The organism is Streptomyces sp. NBC_00005, assembly GCF_045160215.1.
Taxonomy (GTDB): Bacteria; Actinomycetota; Actinomycetes; order Streptomycetales; family Streptomycetaceae; genus Streptomyces.
Genome location: NZ_CP108316.1, coordinates 6,304,594 through 6,323,319, shown reverse-complemented (window position 1 = coordinate 6,323,319; position 18,726 = coordinate 6,304,594). Strand labels below are relative to the sequence as shown.

General features: G+C 71.0%; 13 protein-coding genes and 1 tRNA gene. 8 read left to right on the top strand and 6 right to left on the bottom strand.

Annotation, left to right across the window (positions count from 1 at the left end; genetic code table 11):
* Positions 1 to 276: 276 nt before the first annotated feature.
* Together OG303_RS29125 and OG303_RS29120 are read right to left on the bottom strand one after the other, a co-directional pair.
* Positions 277 to 2,856 (bottom strand): ABC transporter permease, encoded by a 2,580-nt coding sequence (locus OG303_RS29125; protein WP_405872028.1) that lies wholly within the window; start codon positions 2,854 to 2,856, stop codon positions 277 to 279.
* Positions 2,853 to 3,641, bottom strand: a complete 789-nt coding sequence (locus tag OG303_RS29120) for an ABC transporter ATP-binding protein (protein ID WP_405872026.1) — start codon at positions 3,639 to 3,641, stop codon at positions 2,853 to 2,855. Before OG303_RS29120 ends, OG303_RS29125 begins: the two co-directional genes overlap by 4 nt.
* 442 nt (positions 3,642 to 4,083) lie before the next feature.
* Here OG303_RS29120 and OG303_RS29115 point away from each other — a divergent pair, with 442 nt between their 5' ends.
* The 3 genes from OG303_RS29115 to OG303_RS29105 all read left to right on the top strand — a co-directional run bounded on the left by OG303_RS29115 (position 4,084) and on the right by OG303_RS29105 (position 7,839).
* Positions 4,084 to 5,586, top strand: a complete 1,503-nt coding sequence (locus OG303_RS29115) for an MFS transporter (RefSeq protein ID WP_405872025.1) — start codon at positions 4,084 to 4,086, stop codon at positions 5,584 to 5,586.
* 190 nt (positions 5,587 to 5,776) lie between these two features.
* Positions 5,777 to 6,229 (top strand): DUF485 domain-containing protein, encoded by a 453-nt coding sequence (locus OG303_RS29110; protein ID WP_405872024.1) that lies wholly within the window; start codon positions 5,777 to 5,779, stop codon positions 6,227 to 6,229.
* Complete coding sequence (locus OG303_RS29105; protein WP_405872022.1) at positions 6,226 to 7,839, top strand: cation acetate symporter; 1,614 nt, start codon at positions 6,226 to 6,228, stop codon at positions 7,837 to 7,839. The genes OG303_RS29110 and OG303_RS29105 overlap by 4 nt, the downstream gene beginning before the upstream one ends.
* Before the next feature lie 90 nt (positions 7,840 to 7,929).
* Here the strand turns inward: OG303_RS29105 and OG303_RS29100 are convergent, their stop codons facing one another.
* The 3 genes from OG303_RS29100 to OG303_RS29090 form a co-directional block, all read right to left on the bottom strand.
* A complete protein-coding gene (locus OG303_RS29100) occupies positions 7,930 to 8,817 on the bottom strand; it encodes a cellulose-binding protein (RefSeq protein ID WP_405872020.1) in 888 nt (295 codons plus the stop codon).
* 220 nt (positions 8,818 to 9,037) lie between these two features.
* Positions 9,038 to 11,803, bottom strand: a complete 2,766-nt coding sequence (locus OG303_RS29095; RefSeq protein WP_405872018.1) for an SUKH-4 family immunity protein — start codon at positions 11,801 to 11,803, stop codon at positions 9,038 to 9,040.
* A 7-nt stretch (positions 11,804 to 11,810) separates the two neighbouring features.
* On the bottom strand, positions 11,811 to 12,809 hold the full coding sequence (locus OG303_RS29090) for an SMI1/KNR4 family protein (protein ID WP_405872017.1): 999 nt from the start codon (positions 12,807 to 12,809) through the stop codon (positions 11,811 to 11,813).
* A gap of 356 nt (positions 12,810 to 13,165) precedes the next feature.
* Between OG303_RS29090 and OG303_RS29085 the strand changes: the two genes are divergently transcribed.
* Complete coding sequence (locus OG303_RS29085; protein ID WP_405872016.1) at positions 13,166 to 13,702, top strand: YwqJ-related putative deaminase; 537 nt, start codon at positions 13,166 to 13,168, stop codon at positions 13,700 to 13,702.
* 76 nt (positions 13,703 to 13,778) lie between these two features.
* Positions 13,779 to 14,273 carry an SUKH-3 domain-containing protein gene (locus OG303_RS29080; protein ID WP_405877536.1) on the top strand — a complete coding sequence of 165 codons (495 nt, stop codon included), beginning with the start codon at positions 13,779 to 13,781 and terminating at the stop codon, positions 14,271 to 14,273.
* Between the two features lie 25 nt (positions 14,274 to 14,298).
* On the opposite strand, the gene OG303_RS29075 is transcribed toward OG303_RS29080, so the two are convergent.
* Positions 14,299 to 15,603 carry a sensor histidine kinase gene (locus OG303_RS29075; RefSeq protein ID WP_405872014.1) on the bottom strand — a complete coding sequence of 435 codons (1,305 nt, stop codon included), beginning with the start codon at positions 15,601 to 15,603 and terminating at the stop codon, positions 14,299 to 14,301.
* Positions 15,604 to 15,900: 297 nt separating this feature from the next.
* On the opposite strand from OG303_RS29075, the gene OG303_RS29070 reads away from it, so the two are divergent.
* The 3 genes from OG303_RS29070 to OG303_RS29060 all read left to right on the top strand — a co-directional run bounded on the left by OG303_RS29070 (position 15,901) and on the right by OG303_RS29060 (position 18,655).
* Positions 15,901 to 15,972, top strand: a tRNA-Gln gene (locus OG303_RS29070).
* A 122-nt stretch (positions 15,973 to 16,094) separates the two neighbouring features.
* Entirely contained in the window at positions 16,095 to 17,543 is a 1,449-nt protein-coding gene (glmU, locus tag OG303_RS29065) for a bifunctional UDP-N-acetylglucosamine diphosphorylase/glucosamine-1-phosphate N-acetyltransferase GlmU (RefSeq protein ID WP_405872013.1), read from the top strand.
* A gap of 137 nt (positions 17,544 to 17,680) precedes the next feature.
* A complete protein-coding gene (locus OG303_RS29060) occupies positions 17,681 to 18,655 on the top strand; it encodes a ribose-phosphate diphosphokinase (RefSeq protein WP_405872012.1) in 975 nt (324 codons plus the stop codon).
* Positions 18,656 to 18,726 lie beyond the last annotated feature (71 nt).

Sequence of the window (18,726 nt, the reverse complement as noted above, 5' to 3'; positions counted from 1 at the left end):
CTCTTGGGGACGGGCACTTCGGCCTGAACGGCCTCGTCCTCAAAACGCCGGACGGGCTGAAGGATGCCGACCGGCGTCGCACAGTGCCCCTCGGCCCGGCGAACAGCCCAAGGGCACCCTCAGCCCGGAGAACAGGCGGAGAGCAGCCCCGAGAACAGCGCCGGAGCGCAGCCCGGAGAAACCACGGATACAGCCCGGTGCCGGCGAGTCCCCCAAGACTCGTCGGCACCGGGCCTTCCCCCGCAACCCCCGTCTGCGGTGGCTGTGAAGCGATCGCTACTCGGTGGCGATCGCGTTGAGGACGTTCATCCGGCCCGCCCGGAACGCGGGGATCAGGGCCGCGACCAGGCCCACGAAGGCCGAGCCGAGGAAGACCGCGATCAGGGTCGGCCAGGGGATCTCCAGGACCTTCAGGCCCTCCAGGGCGAGCAGCTTCTGGGCGGTCGCGCCCCAGCCCATCCCGAGCCCCAGGCCCAGCAGGGCGCCGAAGAGGGCGATCACCACCGACTCCATGCGGATCATCCGGCGCAGCTGCCGCCGCGACATACCGATCGCCCGCGTCAGGCCGATCTCCCTCGTCCGCTCGACCACCGAGAGGGCCAGGGTGTTCACGACACCCAGGATCGCGACGATGATCGCCAGGCCCAGCAGGCCGTAGATCATGTTCAGCAGCTGGCCGATCTGGTCCTTCAGCGCCTGCTTGTAGTCGGTCTGGTCGCGCACCTTGTACTGCGGGTAGTCGTGCAGCGAGGACTTCAGCGACTTGTACGCGGTGTCCGTCTGCCCGTCCTTGGCCGTCGCGAAGACCAGCTGGTCGAGCGGCATCTTGTCGGCCGGCACGTACTTCGCGAGCGTGGCGATGGAGATGTACTTCGAGCCCGCGTCGATCAGTCCGTCGTTACTGGTGATGGCCCGGACCGTCAGGCTCGCCGTGGCGCCGTCCTTGAACGCGATCCTGATCTTCGAGCCCAGGTGGACGCCGTGGGCCTTGGCGAACTTCTCGTGCACGGACATCGAGTCGGGCAGATAGGCGTCCTTGAGTTTCCCCGCGACGGTCTTGACACGCAGGTCGGTCGCGTACGTCGGGTCGGCCGCCGTGATGTCGGTGTCCTTGAGCGTCTTGCCGTCGGGCGTGGTGTAGTCGGCGCTCGTCGTCTTGTACTCGGTGACCCGGGACAGCCCCGGCGTCGACTTCACGGCCTTCACGGCCTGCGGGGTGATCATCTGGCCGCCGTCGGACTGGATGATGAAGTCCGTGCCGACGGTCTTGTCGAGCTGGTCGGTCGCCGAGGCGACCATGGAGGAGCCGACCACCGACAGGCAGGCGACCAGGGCGAGCCCGATCATCAGGGCGGCGCCCGTGGCACCGGTGCGGCGCGGGTTGCGCAGCGCGTTGCGTTCGGCCATCCGCCCGACCGGCCCGAAGGCCCGCAGCAGTACGGCGCCCAGGACGCGCACCACGGCTGAGGCGAGGATCGGGCCGATGACGACGAAGCCGATGAGGGAGAGCACGACGCCCAGGCCGAGCCAGAGCGAACCGTCGCTCGCCTTGTCCACGTTCGCGGCCAGGTAGAGGCTGTAGCCGCCGGCGCCGGTCAGCACCGTGCCCACCAGGGCCCGTATCCGTCCGGCCCGTGCGTCGGCCGGAGCACCGGCGTCGCGCAGCGCGGCCATCGGGGAGACCTTGCCGGCCCGGCGGGCGGGCAGGTAGGCGGCGAGGACGGTGACGACGACGCCGAGCAGGACGCCGACCACCGGGGTCGTCCAGGCGACCGTCAGGTCACTGGTCGACAGGTGCATGCCCATCTGGCCCATGAGCTTCATCAGCCCGACCGCGAGGCCGACACCCGCGCCGACACCGAGGACCGAGCCGAACACGCCGAGCAGCAGCGCCTCGACCAGCACCGAGCGGTTGACCTGCTTGCGACTGGAGCCGATGGCCCGCATCAGGCCGATCTCGCGGGTGCGCTGGGCGACCAGCATCGAGAAGGTGTTGATGATCAGGAAGATGCCGACGAGGAAGGCGATCCCGGCGAAGCCGAGCATCGCGTACTTCATGACGTTCATGAAGCCCTCGACGTCCTTCTGGTTGGCGTCGGCGGTCTCCTTGGCCGTCTGCACCTTGTAGTCGGTGCCGAGCGCCGACAGCACGTTCTTCTTCAGCTGCGGGTCGGTCACACCGGAGGCGGCCGTGACGTTGACGTTGGTGAAGACGCCGGTCCTGCCGACGAGCGTCTCCTGCGCCGTCTTCGTGTCGAGGTAGAAGATCGCCGCACCGGGGTTGGTGACCTGGAAGTCGGCGATGCCGGAGATCTTCGCGGTGTGCGTGCCGACCGCGCTGATCACGCCGAGTTCGTCACCGAGCTTCAGGTGGTGCTTGTCGACGGTGTCGGCGTCGACCATCACCTGGTCCGGGCCCTTGGGCGCCGCACCGGAGGTGATCTTCATGGTGCGGGCGTCGTTGGCGTTCCAGCTGCCGACGATGGTCGGGGCGCCGCTGGACGGCGACAGGTTGTCCTTCTTGGAGTCGACGACGGTCACCGAGGTGGAGAAGACGGTCCCCTGCGCCGACTTCACCCCCTGTGCCGCGCGCACCTTGCCGACCACGGAGGCCGGCATGACCGGCGGCCGGCCGTTGTCGGAGGTCGTCTCACCGCTGTCCGAGGCGCCCTTGCCGCTCACCGTCACGTCGGACGACGTCGCCTGGAACAGCTTGTCGAAGGTGGTGTTCATGGTGTCGGTGAAGACCAGCGTCCCGCAGACGAAGGCCACCGAAAGCAGCACGGCTATGGCCGAGAGGGCCATCCGCCCCTTGTGCGCGAAGAAGTTGCGCATCGATGTCTTCAGGACGGTCATGACGTACGCCCCCGGGCGTCGAAGTCCTTCATGCGGTCGAGGACGGCCTCCGCGGTCGGCTTGTACATCTCGTCGACGATCCGGCCGTCGGCGAGGTACAGCACACGGTCCGCGTACGAGGCGGCCACCGGGTCGTGCGTGACCATCACCATGGTCTGGCCCAGCTCGTCGACGGACCTGCGCAGGAAGCCCAACACCTCTGCGCCCGCACGGGAGTCGAGGTTTCCGGTCGGCTCGTCACCGAAGATGATCTCGGGCCGGGCGGCCAGCGCACGGGCCACGGCCACGCGCTGCTGCTGACCGCCGGAGAGCTGGGTCGGCCGGTGCTTCAGCCGGTCGGAGAGGCCGACGGTGTCGACGACCCGCCCCAGCCACGCCCGGTCCGGCTTCCGGCCCGCGATGTCCATGGGCAGCGTGATGTTCTCGAGCGCGTTGAGCGTCGGCAGCAGGTTGTACGCCTGGAAGATGAAGCCGATCCGGTCCCGCCGAAGCTGCGTGAGCTTCTTGTCCTTGAGCCCGGTGATCTCGGTCTCGTCGAGATGGATCTGACCGCTCGTCACGGTGTCGAGCCCGGCGAGGCAGTGCATCAGGGTGGACTTGCCGGAGCCCGAGGGCCCCATGATCGCGGTGAACTGTCCGCGGGCGATGTCCACGTCGACATGATCGAGGGCGACGACGCGGGTCTCACCGGCCCCGTACGCCTTGACGACCTGCCGCGCCCGGGCGGCAACGGCCGTACGCCCTCCAGTGCCCCCGTGCCTGGGAATGGTCACGGCCGAAGTCATGGTAATTCTCCTATGTCGGTCATACGTGAGACGCACGAGTGCTGCGCCTGGTCCGTTCGGAGCTGCGGTGCGATGCGGTACGACGTTGAGTCTGCTGCCGGGGAGGTGCTTCGCGCGCTGGTGCTCAGCACCCTCTTCTACGGGGGAAAACCCCACCCCCGACGGTTCGGTCAACCGCCCCCCGGCCGCTCCCCAGCGGCATAAAGCCAGGTTAAGGACGCCCCGTGCCCCGTCTCGTCCTCCGGCGGTACGAACCCTCCCCGGGCCGTAGTACGGAGGAACCCCTAGGGGCAGTCCACCGTCGGGTGGAGACGTTCTCGGGGTTCGTTCCACCCTCCGGCCCACTCACCTTCCACCCTGCCGCGACGTGAGGGTCAAGTGGGAAGCTGTCCGACGGCAGATAGATGCAAGGGGAAGGAATCCTGTGGACCAGGGGGACAGCGTGGATCAGGGGGACACCGAGATACGCGCCGAGGCGGCGGATCGCCCACCGGCCTCCACCGGCCGCAGGGGCGCCGTCGTCGCCGCGCTGATGCTCGCCATGGCGCTCGCCGCCCTCGACTCCACCATCGTCTCGACGGCGGTCCCGCAGATCGTCGGCGACCTGGGCGGCTTCTCCGTCTTCTCCTGGCTCTTCTCCGGCTATCTGCTCGCCGTGACGGTGACGCTCCCGGTGTACGGCAAGCTGTCGGACACCTTCGGCCGCAAGCCGGTGCTGATCGCGGGCGCGGTGCTGTTCCTGCTGGGTTCGCTGCTGTGCGCCGTCGCCTGGAACATGGGCGCCCTGATCGCGTTCCGCATCGTCCAGGGCCTTGGCGGCGGAGCCCTGCAGGGCACGGTGCAGACGCTCGCGGCCGACCTGTACCCGCTCAAGGACCGCCCCAAGATCCAGGCCAAGCTGTCCACGGTGTGGGCGGTGTCGGCGGTCGCGGGCCCCGGCGTCGGAGGCGTCCTCGCCGCCTACGCCGACTGGCGCTGGATCTTCCTCGTCAACCTCCCCATCGGAGCGGTGGCGTTGTGGCTGATCGTCCGTCATTTGCACGAGCCGCAAAGGAAGTTGACCGAGCGTCCCCGCATCGACTGGGCGGGCGCGCTCGCGGTGTTCGCGTGCGGGGGTGTCCTGCTGACGGCGCTGGTGCAGGGCGGAGTGGCGTGGCCGTGGCTGTCGGCGCCGTCAACGGCCTTGTTCGCTGCGGGACTTGCACTGGTGGGGGTCGTGGTCCTGGTCGAACGCCGGGCGGCCGAGCCGATCATCCCCGGGTGGGTGTGGCGCCGCCGTACGATCGCCGCGGTCAATCTCGCCCTGGGTGCGCTGGGGTTGCTGATGGTGGCGCCGAGCGTGTTCCTGCCGACGTACGCGCAGTCGGTGCTGGGCCTGGCCCCGGTGGCGGCCGGCTTCGTGCTGTCCGTGTGGACGCTGAGCTGGCCGGTGTCGGCGGCCCTGAGCCAGCACGTGTACCGCAGGATCGGCTTCCGCAACACGGCGATGCTCGGCATCGGGACGGCGGCGCTGATCCTGCTCGCGTTCCCGTTCCTGCCCTACCCGGGCCAGGCGTGGCAGCCGGCGCTGCTGATGCTGTTCCTGGGCGGGGCGCTGGGTCTGTTCCAACTCCCGCTGATCGTGGGCGTGCAGTCGACGGTGGGATGGGCGGAGCGCGGCACGACGACGGCGTCCGTACTGTTCTGCCGCCAGACCGGCCAGACGATCGGCGCCTCGGTCTTCGGCGCTGTCGCCAACGGGGTGCTGGCCTCCCGCCTGGGCGGCACCGGCGACCTGGACTCGGTGACGCGGGGCCTGGATTCGGGTGCCGTGCCGGAGGCGACGCGACGGGCGGTCGCGGACGCGGTGCACGCGGTGTACCTCGGCGCGTTCTGCGCCGCGGTGCTGGCTTTCCTGGTCCTGCTGTTCCTCGCACCGCGCCGTTTCCCGGTGCTCAAGGACTGAACTCCCCCGCCAAAAATCTGAGTTAATCCGGGTAACACCCGAGGTCAGCGTAGTAAGCGCATACCGACCAATCAGTTTGGTGAAAAGCTCGCGTTTTCGCCATACCGGCGAGTAGCGTGCGTGGCTCCGCACGCCCCCCACCTCCCTGCGGTCCCCCGCACAGGACCCGAGCCACGCAAGGAGTACCGGGATGTCCTACGACCAGTCCCCGTCGTACCCGTACCGCCGTCCACCGCAGAACTCGTCCCCGCCGTACGACGCCACGTTCCCGTGGCAACCACAACCGCCCGCCGCGCCACCCGAACCCACGAGACGGCGCCGGCCCTCCGAGCCCGCGCTCGGTCACCACAGCGACCTGCGGATCCTGCGCAGCGCGTACCGCTGGCAGCGGCGCACCGCCACCCTCGCCGCACTCGGCTACTTCACGCTGTTCCTGATCCTCTCGGCGTTCGCGCCCTCGTTCATGACGAGCACCGTCACCGACGGGCTGCCGACCGGCCTGCTGCTCGCCCTCGTCCAGATCCCCGTCACCTGGCTGGCGATCGCGCTGTACGAGCACACGGCCCGCCGCTACGTCGACCCGATCGCGGACCGCATCCGCAAGCAGTCCGAACTGGACGCCAAGCGGGAGGCGGCACGATGACGAACGGTTTCAGCGGCAACGCCCAGGCCATGTCCCTGGTCGCCTTCTCCACCGTCGCCGCGATCACCCTGCTGCTGTGCGTGATGACGGGCCCGGACGGCGACGACCTCGACGAGTTCTACACCGGCTACAACTCCCTCTCCCCCATGCGCAACGGCCTCGCGATCGCCGGCGACTACATCTCCGCGGCGAGCGTGCTGGGCACCGGCGGCGTGATCGCCCTGTGCGGATACGACGGGATCGCGCTGGCCCTGAGCACCGCCCTGTCGCTGATGCTGCTGATGTTCCTGCTGGCCGAACCCCTGCGCAACGCGGGCCGGTTCACCATGGGCGACGCGCTCGCGCGACGCATGCCGGGCCGCACCGTGCGCATCACCGCGTGCGTGGTCACCATCGCCGCGCTGATGCCGCTGATGCTGGTGCAACTGGCGGGCACCGGGCAGCTGCTGGCGTTCATCCTGGGCTTCTCCGGCGACTCGCTGAAGACCGGCTGCATCATCGGGCTCGGCGCGCTGATGATCAGCTACGCGGCGATCGGCGGCATGAAGGGCACCGCCCTCATCCAGATCCTGAAGATCGTGATGCTCCTCGGCTCGGGCGCCGTGGTCGCCCTATTGATCCTGCACCGCTTCGGTTGGGATCCGGGCGCCCTGTTCAACGCGGCCGCCGCACAGAGCGGGGTCGGTTCGTCCTTCCTGCACTCGGGGCTGCAGTTCGCCGGCGGTGCCAACCCCCGCCTGGACATGATCACTTCGGAGCTCACGGTCGTCCTCGGCGGCGCCTGCCTGCCGCACGTCACCATGCGCATGTACACCGCGCGCAGCGCCCGTCAGGTGCGGCGCTCGATGTCGTGGGCGGTGTCGTCGGTGGTGCTGTTCGTGCTCATCATGACGGTGGTCGGGTTCGGCGCCACGGCGCTGATCGGACGCGCGGTGATCGCGCAGGCGGACCCGCAGGGCAACACGGCGTACCTGCTGGGCTCACAGGCGGCGTTCGGCCCGGACGTGTCCGCGGCGGAAACGTTCCTGTTCACCACGGTCACCACGGCGATCTTCCTGACCGTGCTCGCCTCGGTCGCCGGCATGATCCTCGCCTGCGCCAACTCCCTCGCGCATGACGTCTTCGCCACGCGCGTGCAGGAGATGTCACCGCGCCGCGAGATGACGGTGGCCCGGATCTCGGCCCTCGCGGTGGGCGTCCCGGCGATCCTGCTGGCCACCCTGGTCCAACACCGCAGCCTGCAACCCCTGGTGACGCTCTCGTTCTGCCTCGGCGCCTCCGCCATCGGCCCCGCCCTGGTCTACAGCCTCTTCTGGCGCCGCTACACCCGTACGGGCCTGCTGTGCACCCTCATCGGCGGCACCGTCGCGGTCCTGCTCCTGATGCCGGGCACCAACCTGGTCTCCGGCTCCCCCGCCTCCGCCTTCCCCGACGCCGACTTCAACTGGTTCCCGTTCACGACGACCGGCCTGGTGACCATCCCCCTGGGCTTCGCCCTCGGCTGGCTGGGCACGGTGCTCTCCGGCCGCCGGGCGTCGGAGGAACAGCGGCGGCAGTACGAAGCGGTGGAGGGGTGGATTCTGGCGGGGGCGGTGCGCAGGAACGGGTGAGGTGCGGCCGGGGCGGACACGTCCGGCCGGCCCATGCCCGTGGGACGGGGCAGCGCGCGGTGTCGACCGCGCGCCGCCCCGCCCCACCCGTCACTCCCCCGACGCCGACCCCGTCAACGCCGTAAGACTGTTGCGTACGTTGTCCATCTGCGCCTGCACGTCGCCGGACCGCTCCTGGTGCTCCCGCAGCACCTGCTCCGTGTCCCGGGCGATCTGCTCCTCGCGCAGCCGCGCTCCCGCGAGGATCTCGGCGGCACGCGCGCCCGCCTCTTCCTGGGAGCGCTCGGCGAACTGCTCCGCCTCGTCGAACACCCGCTTCGCCTCGGCCAGTTCCGCCTTCGCCCGAGCCAGTCGCTCGGTTCCCCGCACATCGCGCGCGGCCAGGCGCTCGGCCTCGATCTCCTTCATCTCGGCCCACCGCTCGGCGAACTCCTTGGCCTGCTCGGCGAGCATCGCGGCGGTGCGCTGACGCACCTCCCGGAGCGCGGCCAGCGCCTCACCCCGGGCCGCCTTCACCGCACGCCGTGTGCCGATCCGGAACCCGTCGGCCTCGGCGTGCGCCGCGTTGAGCCGCTGGCGGGCTCGTTCGTCGGCCTCGGCGAGTACGGCGTCGGCGTGCGCCTGCGCGGCATCGGTCACGCCGGTCGCGCACTGCTGCGCCGCGTCCACGACGGCCTGCGCCTCCTGCCGACCGCGCTGCCGCACGGCCGCGGCCTCCTCCTGTACGGCCTGGAAGAGGTGCCGCGCGCCCTCCCCGAGCGTCTCGTAGGTCTGCGGGGCCAGCTGCGCCACCGTCTCCTCCAGCAGCGCGGCGTCCTCCTCCATGTCCCTGGCGAGCACGGTGAGACGGGCCGCCCGCTCCCAGGCGGCGTCCCGGTCCAGGGAGAGGGCGTCGGCGAAGGCGTCGACCTGATCGGGACAGTAACCGCGCCCCCGTACGACCCAGAAGCCGTGGGGCGAGACCGATGCGCTGCTCATCCTGGAACCCCTCTCCGCCGAACCCTGCGCCGAACTCTCTGCCGAACGGGCGCGAGACGACGATTTCGCGCACATCTTGATATATCGGACGTAAGTGTTCATAACGCGACACTCCGGGCGGGGGGTCTCGGCCGGGACGCACACGAAAGGGCCGGGCCGGTCAAACGACCGGCCCGGCCCCTCGTGATCCCTCGGGATCGGGTGTGTCAGCGGTGGCGCCTCACAGCAGTCCGTCCCACATCTGCTCCAGCAGCACCGACCACCAGCTCTCCGGCGAGCCGAGCGCCGCCGGGTCGAGGGAGGCCAGCTGGGCCTGGAAGTCGACGGTCCAACGGCCCGCCTGCTCCTGGTTCAGGCCGAACCGCAGCCGCCACATCCGCCCGAGCAGCGACAGGCACCGCTGGAACTCGGGCAGCCCCGTGTTCACGAACTGCGGCGGCACGGGCGCACCGCCGGGACCCGCCTCCACCGGTACGGCCACGATGTTCGCCGTGCCGTACTGCACACAGATCGCGCGGCCGAAGTCGCTGCCCATGACGAGGTACGAGCCCGCGTCAGGGGCCGGCTGCACCCCGCGCTCCTGCGCCAGTTCGGCGAGCGTCGGAACCGGCCGCCCCGGCTGGGCCTGCGCCCAGAAGAACGGACCCATGTCCATCGGCAGCCCCGCCGTCACCAGCGAGTGCGCCACCACCGGCGGCACGCCCTGCCGGGACACGGCCGCCTGCTCGAACCGGAACACGCCCGGCCCGAACGCACCCGCCGTCTCCTGGGCGATCCCCTCCGGCGGAATCGGCGGCGCCGCCTGCACCGGCGGCAGCGGCGCGCGCACCGGCGCCGGACGCGCGGGGCCGTCCGCCACCTGGTGCAACTCGCCCTGGTGCACCAGCAGTTGCTGCATGCCCTGCTGCCGGCTCGCGTGATCCGTGCCGTACGGCGCGATGCTGGTGATCCGCGCCTGCGGCCACTGCTCCCGGATCATCCGCGCGCAGTACGCGCCCGGCAGCTCGCACGACTCCAGCTCCGTGTGCAGCTCCAGCACCTGGTCCGGCGGCACGTTCATACCGCGCAGCTCGTGGAAGATCTGCCACTCCGGGTGCGGCGTGCCCGGCGCGGACCGCCGGATCAACTGCTGCTCGGAACCGTCCTGCGCGCGGTAGCGCAGAACGGCCTGGTAGCCGGGGCCCACCGTCGGCTGCCCCTGCTGCGGATATCCGTACGCCGGCGGCTGCTGACCGGGCACGGGCTGCCCGGGCGGCGGCATCGCGCCGGGCGGCATCGGCGGCTGCGGGGCGCCCGGCGCCATACCGGGAGCGCCGGGGATACCAGGGGCCTGCGGCGGCGGGGGCGCGCCGGGAGCGCCCACCGGGGGCGCGGCCAGCACGGTCTCCGCGTGGTGAACGGCACCCCGCCCACCCGTCGAACCGCCCTGCGCACCGGGGGCGCCGGGAGGCTGGGGTGCGCCAGGCATGCCCGGCTGGTTCGGGGCGCCCGGAGGCTGCGGTGCGCCCGGACCCATCCGACTCGGGTCGGCAAGCATCGTGGCGGCGTGGTGGACACCGCCCGGAGGCGCACCGGGCGAGTTGGGGGCGCCCGGCGGGTTCGGAGCGCCGGGCGGATGCGGGGCACCACCCGGAGGCTGCGGCGCCCCCGGCCCGGCAGCACCCTCGGGCCCGTCGGGACCGAGCGCCGACACCATCTGCGTCGGAACGTACCCGCCCGCGCCGGGCCCGGGCGGAGGCGGAGGCGTGCTCCCCGGCCGCGCACCGGGAGCCCCGGGGGCACTCGGCGGAGGCGGCGTGGTCGAAGCCCGCCGCGGCGGAGGCGCCGCCTTGCTCGTCGCGGCGTCGGCGATGTCCCCGGCGTTCGGCGCGAGTGACGGCGCCGCCGGCGGCTGAGGCGCACCCGGCGCCCCGCCGGGCGCCTGCGGGTAGCCGTAGGTCGAGGGCGGAGGCGGAGGCGTGGCGCCCGGCACGGGAGCGCTGGGGGGAGGCGTACCCGGCCCGGCGGGAGCGCCCTGCGGATAGCCGTACGTAGAGGGCGGCGGAGGAGGCGTCGCACCGGGCACGGGAGCGCCCGGCGGAGGCGTACCACCCGGCCCGGCGGCAGCACCCTGCGGATAGCCATACGTAGAAGGCGGAGGCGTCGCACCCGGCGCCGGAGCGCCCGGCGAAGGCGTGGTGCCCGGCCCGGGCGGAGGTACAGGGGCGCCGCCCGGTGCGCCCGGCGGGGGCGTACCCGCGGGTGTTCCCGGCTCGTCGAGCGCCGGTGCCACCGTCGTGCGCGGAAGCTGGCTGCCGCCCGACATCAGTGCCGTCTTGGCGTCCGGCGGGGTGTCGTCGTCGGACACGCTCAGCGGCGGCGCGAACACGGTCGCGGGCAGCGGTACGGAACGGTCCTCGCCGGCGTCCGCGTTGGTGTCGGTCCCGGACCAGGGGGTCGCCCCGGCGGGCGCCCCTTGCGCTCCGGCCTCCGGCCACCCCGCACCACCGCCGGGAGCCGCACCCGACCCGGCCGGAACCCCGGCCTGCGTCTCGGGCAACGCCCCGCCCGCGGCCGCACCGTCACCCGAGGAGGCGGCCGCCGGCGCATCGGCACCGCTCCGCCGGTCCGGGATCCCCAGCTTGTCCGCCGCCTCCTGCAACCACTCCGGCGGGCTCAGCAGGAACGACGTCTGGTTCAGATCCACCCGCGCCGAAGCCGCCGGTGCCGGCTCCGGAGCCTCGTCCGGGCGGCCGTACTCCTCCTCGTACCGGCGGATGACCTCACCCACCGGAAGCGAGGGCCACAGCGTCGCCTCGCCGCTGTCCCGGGCGATCACCAGCCGCTGCCTGCCCCCGTCCGAACGCGGCCCGTCCGCCCGGTCCTCGGCCCACACCACGAACCCGAGCTCGAACTCCCGCACCCGCACCTCACGGTGCTGGTACGACGGCACATCCCCGTTGATCCACTCTTCGGCGCGCTCCTGCGCCTGCGCGAAGGTCACCATCGGACGCTCACTCCCCCACGGAAGAGACGGAAGAGACGGAAACGGGACGCGCGAACCCGCCGTCCACCATCAGGTTCGCCACTGTCTCCAACTCCGGCGGACTGCCCGCGAGTCGGGACAGGAACTGGTCGAAGTCCTCACCGCACGGCAGCAGCAGCCGCTCCACCCGGTCCGCCGGCGCCCACGAGGGATCGACGTCCCGGGCATCGTCGTACGCGCAGAACCACACCGAACCGATCCGCTCGCCCTTCACCTTCACGGCGAGCAGACCGCCCTGGACGAAACCGACGCCCAGGTAGTCCTTGGTCAGATGGTCGCGCAGGCACTTGTTGACGTAGACCAGGTCGTTGACGGCCGCCTCGTCCCGCACCGTGAAGAACGGCTGGTCGATCAGCAGGCCCAGCTCGGCGTCCAGCGCCGTACCCACCGGCGCACAACCGCCCGCCACCTTCAGGAACGAGCGGTAGGCACCCGGCAGCCGGTAGCCGAGCTCCTCCTCGGCCCCCTGCACCTGCGACTCCGTCACCGCCACACCCGACTTCGGCAGCCCGAAGTGTGCGGGCCGCGTCTCCTGCAACGGCCGCGTGCCCCGCTTGTTCTGGTCGACGTTCGACGTCGCGATCCCGCCGTGGTGCCGCAGCAGCGCCTTCACCTCGACCGGCACCAACTCCAGCCGCCGCGAGCCCATCGCGTGATGCCACGTCCAGCCGTGCGGTGTCGCCACCGCGGGCACCGTGTCCCACAACTCGTGCCCGGACGCCGCCAGCGCCGCGTTCGCCGACACGTAGTCCGTCAGCCTGAGCTCGTCGACGCCGAAGCCCTCCGGCGGCTCCGCGATCTCCGCGGCGGCACGCGCGTAGGCCGAGAAATCGGGATAGCCCCGCTCGTCGATGCGTACCCCTCTCGGGTGACGTGCGGCCCGGACCGGATCCGGGAAATGCACGACCTGCCCGGCATAGGCCGCGTTCGGCGGCGCGGCTTGCTGCCCGAGCCGACCTGTCGTCATGGCGGTTGCCCCCTGCGGCACTCTGGTACGACCCGCAGCGACCGGCCCAAACCGTCCGCTACGCCCCGTATCGACTGTCTCGTCCGTCGCGACTTCCGTCTCGACCGTCACCGCGTGTGTCACCACGGGCCACCGCGTGTATCACCACGCGCCGACCGCATGGATCGCGGTGCCGACAGCCTATGCGGTACGACCGCACCGGTCACCGGGCACCGGTCAGCGGCCCTCCGCTTCCGTGACCAGCCGTCACCCCCTCGTGACAGCCCGCCCAAACCCGGGCGTGTCGCACCGCCCCAGCTTCCGCACCAGCCACGCCATTTGGCACTCTGTGACGTCCGGGGGATGCTCGGGAGGGGATGACGATCATGAACGCGACGCAGACGGGACCACACACGGCACCGCACACGGGCACATCAGGCGACCCGCGCATCGGCTGGAGCGCCTCCGAGACCCCGCATGCGCCGGCCCTCCGCCACCGCCGCGACGGCATACTCCCCACCGTCGCCGCCGCCCTCTCCGTCCGCGGCGCCACCCTCACCGGCACCGCCGCCCGCGGCGACCAGCCGCCGCCCCTGCACCCGCTCGTGCAGGACTTCCTCGACACCCTCACCAGCGCGCAGCGCGACCGCTTCACCGGCCGCTGCGCCGAGACCATCCTCATCTCCCGCCACATAGCCACGACCGACGCCGCCCGCAGCAAGCGCGCGGCCCGCAGACCGATGACCAACGGCGAGGCCCGCAAAGCCCTCAAGCAGGCCAAACTCACCGCCCGCCGCATCCGCGAGGACGGCGACCCCCTGCACGGCAGCTTCGCCGCCCCCTGCCGCGCCTGCACCGCCCTCAGCTCCCACTTCGGCGTACGCGTCGTCGACCCGGCAGCGGCAGGCGACTGACCCCCGCACCACGCACGTACACCCGCACGACGGCGCCCGCCCGCGCCCACCCATGACCTCGACGAACGAAGGGCAGATGCACCCCGACCGCGCCGCCGCCACCCGCTTCCCCGTGCCCGTCGACGCCGCCCTGCGCGCCGCCGGCTGGCAACCCGGACGCTGGGACATAAAACAGGCCGAGATCTGGGCCGACGCCCTGCGCGACCACGCCTCGCCGGCAGGCCACCGCCACGCCGTCTTCCCCGCCGCCGTCGAGGCCTGGGCGGAGTTCGGCGGTCTGCACATCACCCCCACCGGGCCCGGCCGTCAGGTCGCCCCCGCCGCGCTCCACCTCGACCCGCTGTACGGCCTCCACATGGCCCGCACGCTCGCCGATCTCGGCCGCGCCCTCGACACCGAGGTCAGCCCGCTGGGCACCGAGACCGACACCCAGTCCCTCCTCGCCGTCGACGCAGAGGGCCGCGTCTACGCCCTCGATCACACGGGCGACTGGTACCTCGGCCCGGACATCGACCAGGCCCTGGCCGGCCTCGTCGCAGGCATCGAACCGGCCCGGCTGACAGCGAGCTGAGCCCGTACGGACCCCGAGGGCTCCGTCACGCGGCCGGAATCACCGCCGACACCCGGAAACCCCCCGCGTCGGTCGGCCCCGACACGAACACACCGCCCAGCGCGGACACCCGCTCCTTCATCCCCACCAGCCCGTTGCCCCCGGACGGCAACCGCGCCGACGACGCCGAAGACACCTCCGGCGGCGGCTCGTTCTCCACCTGCATCGCGATCTCCGACACCCGGTGCGCGAGCCGCACATGCGTCTTCGCCCCCGCCGCATGCTTGTGGACGTTGGTCAACGCCTCCTGGACGACGCGATACGCGGTCTGCTCGATCTCGGCGGCATAGGACCGCGAGTCCCCCTCCACCGAGAGATCCACGACCATCCCCGCGGCCGCCGACTGCCCGACGAGTTCCTCCAACTCCTCCAGGCAGGGCCCCTCCCCCTCGTCGGCGGCCTTCGAAGCCGCCACGGCCGCGGCCGCCCCCACCGCCGCCAGGGGAACCGGCTGCGCGGCCGACCGCAGACCGTCCCCGCTCCTGAGCACCCCGAGCATCTCCCGCAGCTCGGTCAGCGCCTGCCGCCCCATGTCCCCCACCAGCGCCGCGTTCTTGACGGCCTTCTCCGGGTCCTTACGGGCAACGGCCTGCAGCGCGGCGGCATGCACGACCATCAGACTCACCCGATGCGCGACGACGTCGTGCATCTCCCGCGCGATCCGGGTCCGTTCCTCGTTCCGCGCCCACTCGGCCCGCTCCTCCGCCCGCTCGGCCAGGAGCTGCAACTCGCGCTCGAGACTGTCGGCCCGCTCCCGCAGGCTCTCCATCAGGCGGCGCCGCGCCCCCACATACAGACCGAGGAGCAGCGGCGGCGCGGTCATCCCGATCGCGGTGGTGATCGCGGCGAACGGAACGAACCAGTCCCCGAGATCCCAGGTCCCCCGCGCCATGTCCTGCCGCACCCGCACGAACATCACGATCAGCATCCCGATCAGCGACATCCCGGCCAGCGAACCGATGATCCGCCGCGGCAACTCGGAGGCGGCGAGCGTGTACAGCCCGACGATCCCCATCAGATAGCCCATCTGGGCCGGAGTGATGGCGATCGAAACCAGCACGACAGCGATCGGCCACTGCCTGCGGACCAGCAACGCCGATCCGGCCAGCACCCCGAAGACGACCCCCGCGGCCACCGGTATCCCCGCGTCCCGCGCGAACCGGATCCCCTCGAACGCACACTCCACCGCGGACGCCGCCGCCAGACCGACATCCAACGCCGCACTGCGCCACCTGGCCCACCACCACGGCCCTCCCCGGGCCGCGGCGCGGTCTTCCCCCGTCGTGGTCATGCCTCCAGCCTACGGGCGTCCGTGCCCCGTTTTCCGGTGAGTTTCCGTGACTGGCGCACACCACACTCCGTGACCGCCCGTAAGCGAAACAGCCCGATATCCCTCGAACTGCCGAATCGCACACCGTTCGACACCGGAAGTTCGAATTCCGCCCGGCCGACATGTCCTCGACAGGCGCTCGCCGATCGAGTCCGCGGGGGCGACGACTTTGACCGTCGCACGGAGGGCGCCCCGTACGGCATAGTGTTGGGTGGCCGCTCGGCGACCTGACGCAATGTCCGGTCCAGTCGAGTTCCATCCCCCGTGGTGTAATTGGCAGCACTGTGGCTTTTGGTGCCATCTGTCCGGGTTCGAGTCCTGGCGGGGGAGCAACGGCACTCTTCGGGCCCTGACCAGTGACAGCACGGTCGGGGCCCACTCTCATGTCCCCCATGAAACGCCCCGGTATCCTGCGGTTGTCCCCACCTACTCCACAGCCGAAGGGCAACCCCGTGAGCGCCATTCGCCCGGCAGCCGTCGTCGTTCTCGCAGCGGGTGAGGGCACCCGTATGAAGTCGGCCACACCCAAGGTCCTGCACGCGATCTGTGGCCGTTCCCTGGTGGGTCATGTGCTCGCCGCCGCACGGGAGTTGGAGCCCGAGAACCTCGTCGTGGTCGTCGGCCACGCCCGCGAGAAGGTCCGCGCCCACCTCACCGAGACCGACCCCGCCGTACGCACCGCCGTGCAGGCCGAGCAGAACGGCACCGGGCACGCCGTGCGGATCGCGCTGGACGAACTCGGCGGCAGCGTCGACGGGACGGTCGTCGTCGTCTGCGGGGACACTCCTCTCCTCACCGGCGAGACTCTGCGGGAGCTCGCCACCACCCACACCTCCGACGGCAACGCCGTCACCGTGCTGACCGCCGAGGTCCCGGACGCGACCGGATACGGGCGCATCGTGCGGGACGAGGCGACCGGCGCCGTCACCGGGATCGTCGAGCACAAGGACGCCTCCAAGGAGCAGCGGGCGATCCGTGAGATCAACTCCGGCGTCTTCGCCTTCGACGGGCAGCTCCTCGCCGACTCCCTCAAGAAGGTCCGTACGGACAACAGTCAGGGCGAGGAGTACCTCACCGACGTCCTCGGCATCCTCCGCGAGGCCGGTCACCGCGTGGGGGCCTCCGTCGCCGGTGACCACCGCGAGATCGCCGGGATCAACAACCGCGTGCAGCTGAGCGAGGCGCGGCGGATCCTCAACGACCGGTTGCTCACCGGCGCGATGCTCGCCGGCGTCACCGTCATCGACCCGGCGACCACCTGGGTCGACGTCACCGTCACCTTCGAGCGGGACGCCGTCGTCCACCCCGGCACCCAGCTGCACGGCACGACGCACCTCGGCGAGGGCGCGGAGGTCGGGCCCAACAGCCGCCTCAAGGACACCCGCGTCGACGCCGGCGCCCGAGTCGACAACACCGTGGCCGACGGCGCCCATGTCGGGCCGCAGGCGAGCGTGGGGCCGTACGCCTATCTCCGGCCCGGTACGCGGCTCGGGCTCAAGGCCAAGGTGGGTACGTACGTCGAGACCAAGAACGCCTCCATCGGCGAGGGGACCAAGATCCCGCACCTGTCGTACGTCGGTGACGCGACCATCGGCGACCACACCAACATCGGTGCCGCCAGCGTGTTCGTGAACTACGACGGGCAGGAGAAACACCACACCACCGTCGGGTCGCACTGCCGCACGGGTTCGGACAATATGTTTGTGGCTCCCGTCACGGTTGGGGACGGCTCGTACACCGCTGCCGGATCCGTGATCACCAAGGACGTGCCGCCCGGTTCGCTGGCCGTGGCCCGTGGTCAGCAGCGGAATATCGAGGGTTGGGTGGCTCGCAAGCGTCCGGGCAGCGCTGCGGCGAAGGCCGCCGAGGCGGCCTCCCAGCAGGGCGAGAGCGAAGACTGACCGGAAACGGGTGCGTCAAACACGGCGTACCGTGATAACTGCACACACCCGCACCCCCACCAGCTGAGACGGCATCTCACGCCCAGTTGAGAGGTCGGCTCGACACCCAGCTGAGACACCTCTGAGGAGACAGTGCTGTGACCGGGATCAAGACGACCGGCGAGAAGAAGATGATGTTCTTCTCCGGCCGCGCCCACCCCGAGCTTGCCGAGGAGGTCGCCGAGCAGTTGGGTGTCGGGGTTGTCCCGACCAAGGCCTTCGACTTCGCCAACGGCGAGATCTACGTCCGCTATCAGGAGTCGGCGCGCGGTGCGGACTGCTTCGTGATCCAGAGCCACACGGCTCCGATCAACCAGTGGATCATGGAGCAGCTGATCATGATCGACGCGCTGAAGCGTGCGTCGGCCCGCTCCATCACGGTCATCGTGCCGTTCTACGGTTACGCGCGGCAGGACAAGAAGCACCGCGGCCGTGAACCGATCTCGGCGCGTCTGATCGCGGACATGATGAAGACGGCGGGTGCGGACCGGCTCCTGACGGTCGATCTGCACACCGACCAGATCCAGGGCTTCTTCGACGGCCCCGTCGACCACCTCTTCGCGCTTCCGCTGCTCGCGGACTACGTGGGGGCGAAGGTCGACCGGAACAAGCTGACCGTGGTCTCTCCGGACGCGGGCCGGGTGCGGGTCGCGGACCGCTGGTGCGACCGGCTGGGTGCGCCGCTGGCGATCGTGCACAAGCGTCGTGACAAGGACGTCGCCAACCAGGTCACCGTGCACGAGGTGGTCGGTGAGGTGAAGGGGCGCGTGTGCGTCCTGGTCGACGACATGATCGACACCGGTGGCACGATCTGCGCCGCCGCGGACGCGCTGTTCGCGCACGGTGCGGAGGACGTCATCGTGACGGCGACGCACGGTGTGCTGTCGGGTCCGGCCGCCGACCGCCTGAAGAACTCGAAGGTCAGCGAGTTCATCTTCACGAACACGCTGCCCACCCCGGGCGAGCTGGAACTGGACAAGATCACGGTCCTCTCCATCGCACCGACCATCGCGAGTGCGGTGCGCGAGGTGTTCGAGGACGGTTCGGTGACGAGCCTGTTCGACGAGCAGTAGACGAGAAGTAAGGGTTCTTCAGCGAAGATCCTTTTGGGAACGGCCTCCCCCTCCGAGTAGAATCCTCAAGT